Genomic DNA, 3,163 nt, shown 5'->3' on the forward strand with positions numbered 1-3,163 from the left:
CGAAGCGCCGCCTTTCTCTATTTGGGTCTAGTTGCACTTTCGGGAATTGATATAAGTTGATAGACTGTAAGCATCCGCATAGCACGCGACTGCTCAAAAGTAAGATGACAATGCAAGATTTTAATTGGAAGAAGCTCCAGAATGGTTCCGATATTCGTGGCGTAGCGATCGCAGGAGTACCTGACGAATTAGTAAACTTAACTCCAGAAGTTGTCAACATCCTAGGACAAGCCTTTGCTAGCTGGCTAGCTCAAAAATTAGATAAACCCACATCAGAGCTATTGATTTCCATCGGGCGCGATAGTCGGCTCTCTGGGACAGAATTAACCCAAGCTGTAATCGCAGGAATTAATGCTCTCGGTTGTCAGGTCTATGATTTTGCGATCGCCTCTACGCCTGCAATGTTTATGAGCACAATTACTGATGGCTTTAATTGCGATGGCGCAATCATGCTTACAGCTAGTCATTTACCCTTCAATCGCAATGGTTTAAAGTTTTTCACCGCACAAGGTGGCTTAGAGAAAAAAGATATTACGGATATTCTCACGCTTGCGGAAAAGAATGAATTTGTAATTTCATCTACTCAAGGCAACATTACCGAACATGATTTTATTTCCGTTTATGCTCATCAGTTTGTCACCAAAATCCGTGAATCTGTCAATCATCCTGAACACTATGAGCAGCCTTTAAAGGGATTGGAAATCATTGTTGATGCTGGCAATGGTGCTGGTGGATTCTATGCCGACAAAGTTTTACAGCCTTTGGGTGCAGATATTACGGGTAGTCAGTTTCTAGAACCTGATGGCAATTTCCCCAATCACGTTCCTAATCCTGAAGACAAGGTTGCTATGGCTTCTATTTGTGAAGCAGTAATCAAACATCAAGCCGATTTTGGGATTATTTTTGATACCGATGTCGATCGCAGTGCGGCTGTCGATCAATTTGGTAAAGAGCTTAATCGTAATCGCTTAATTGCGATAATTTCCGCGATCGTTTTACAAGAACATCCTCAATCAACAATTGTTACAGATTCTATTACTTCTGATGGCTTAACCAAGTTTATTGAGCAAGATTTACAGGGAGTGCATCATCGTTTTAAGCGTGGTTACAAAAATGTAATTAATGAGTCTATCCGCTTAAACCAATCAGGGCAAGAGTCTTGGCTAGCGATCGAGACTTCAGGTCATGGCGCAATGAAGGAAAATCATTTCCTTGATGATGGTGCGTATTTGGTCAGTAAGCTGTTGATTGAACTAGCCAAGTCGAAACTGGCTGGCAAATCCCTCACTGATTTGATTGCAAATTTGCAAGAGCCAGTTGAGAGTGAAGAGTTTCGGATCAAGATGGGTGTGGAAGATTTTAAAGCATTAGGCGATCGCGTAATTACAGATTTGCAGACTTTTGCCCTCACGCAATCAGATTGGAAAATTGTTCCCAATAATTACGAAGGTATCCGAGTTTCCTGTACTTCCCCAGATGAGAATGGTTGGTTTTTATTGAGGCTTTCCCTCCATGACCCTGTAATGCCTCTAAATATTGAGACAAATGTCCAAGGCGGAGTTGCAAAAATTGCTCAAAGATTAATTGCCTTTTTCCATCCCCTTGATTCCCTTGATATCTCAACGCTTTTATAGCAATGTAAGTTTTGATTAGGACATAAAACCCAAAAGATGAGTGGCGGTGCAAAGCACCGCCACTCATCTTTTGGGTTTTGATTTGTCCTATCTATCTCTTGCGTTGCTATAAAATTAGCACCATAACAAGGAGAGAAAATCTAACAAAAAAGGTTCGACAAGCGAACCTTTTTTGTTAGATTTTCTCGGCGATATATTTAGCGATTCTTGCCGATGCTCCTGCTTTCCCCATGCGTTCCTCACCATTGCGGCTTACTTCTTGAAAGTAATCAGGATCTTGCAAAATCTCATTTAGCACATCCGCAACCTGAGCAGGTTTTTCGATCAAGTTAATCGAACATCCTAATAAATCAGCCTGTTCTTCCGCAAATTTGCGCGTAAATTGGGGACCATTTCCTGCGATCGTAATTACAGGTTTGCCTAAACCCACCATCTGTTCTGTTGCCGTGCCTGCCATCGCCAATCCTAAATGACATTGATGCAGACAATCACCAAAGCCATTTTGCAATAAAATTAGCCGCGCATTCTGCACCTTAAAAGTAGTTTCATCAATGCGTTGCCAACCCTTTTGGATAATGCTCTGTCCGATTATTTCCAGATCTAAATCGGGAGCGATCGCTACTAAAAAATGGACATTATGGGGAATCGCACGGGACACAACTTGGGCGCAAAGCATCAATGTCATCCAATTTTCATAGGCTTCGGGCGATCTCGAACCGGGAAGAATCGCCACCGCCCATTCATCTTCACCAATACCAAAGTTTATGCCCTTTGGTTCAAGCCCATCCATCATCGAGTTACCCAGATAGATCGCAGGCAGTTTAAAATCGCGATTCAAGATCTCGGCAGTTAAAAGATCGCGGACAAATATCGCCTTGCAGCGATCGCTATTCATCAAAGCGCGTTCCCAAGGAAAAAAGTTGGAGCCGCCAAAAGGTTTTTTGACATGGGGCAAACTGCTTTTGCGATCGCGCCAAAAATATTCTGACTTAGCCGTGGCAACAAACGCAAAATTGCAACCGCCAAACTGAGATGGTAGCCATGCAAACAGCAATGGCACAATATCACCCACCGCTAAAATCAGCCTTTTAGTCCTGCGATTTTCGCGTGACCAGTTCCATGCAAAGCCCAATTGTTTACGAGTTAGCCCCACCAATCCGCTTTTGATATCACGCGCTAGTTGGCGGCTATCCATGCGGACAAATCCCCCCGATGGCATAGCCTGTGTAAACTTTTCGACGATCGGTATATTAGCTTTAGCATAGGCATGTCCCACGCCCACAAGCGGCAAGGCGATCGCTGAAAATCCTAATTTCTCTAGTTCAATGCAGATACGGGCAGCGATGATATCTTCACCATGTCCGTTACTGATACATAAAATTTCCACGTTTTACTAAAAACTCATATTTGCAATTCTAAACGACTGATTCACTCTACTCTTGGCATAGCAAATCAATATGGTGGGCTAATTTAACTTTAATAGAAACTGCGACATTATGTTTAGGAGCATCTAAAACCGTTGTGGCGGG

2 protein-coding genes are annotated in these 3,163 nt (G+C 42.9%); one reads left to right on the forward strand and one right to left on the reverse strand.

All coding sequences use genetic code 11. The features are described from left to right. Window positions 1–110 precede the first annotated feature (110 nt). The gene (locus APA_RS12360) at window positions 111–1,634 is read left to right on the forward strand and encodes a phosphomannomutase/phosphoglucomutase (protein WP_201322576.1); all 1,524 of its coding nucleotides are present in this window, start codon (window positions 111–113) and stop codon (window positions 1,632–1,634) included. Between the two features lie 175 nt (window positions 1,635–1,809). Here the strand turns inward: APA_RS12360 and APA_RS12365 are convergent, their stop codons facing one another. Continuing rightward, on the reverse strand, window positions 1,810–3,021 hold the full coding sequence (locus tag APA_RS12365; RefSeq protein ID WP_201322575.1) for a lipid-A-disaccharide synthase-related protein: 1,212 nt from the start codon (window positions 3,019–3,021) through the stop codon (window positions 1,810–1,812). Window positions 3,022–3,163 lie beyond the last annotated feature (142 nt).

Source organism: Pseudanabaena sp. lw0831, assembly GCF_016584665.1.
In the GTDB taxonomy this organism is placed as follows: Bacteria; Cyanobacteriota; Cyanobacteriia; order Pseudanabaenales; family Pseudanabaenaceae; genus Pseudanabaena.

Excerpts from the sequence above, each read along its gene's own strand:
- APA_RS12360 (WP_201322576.1), top strand. The coding sequence starts at position 111 with ATGCAAGATTTTAATTGGAAGAAGCTCCAGAATGGTTCCGATATTCGT.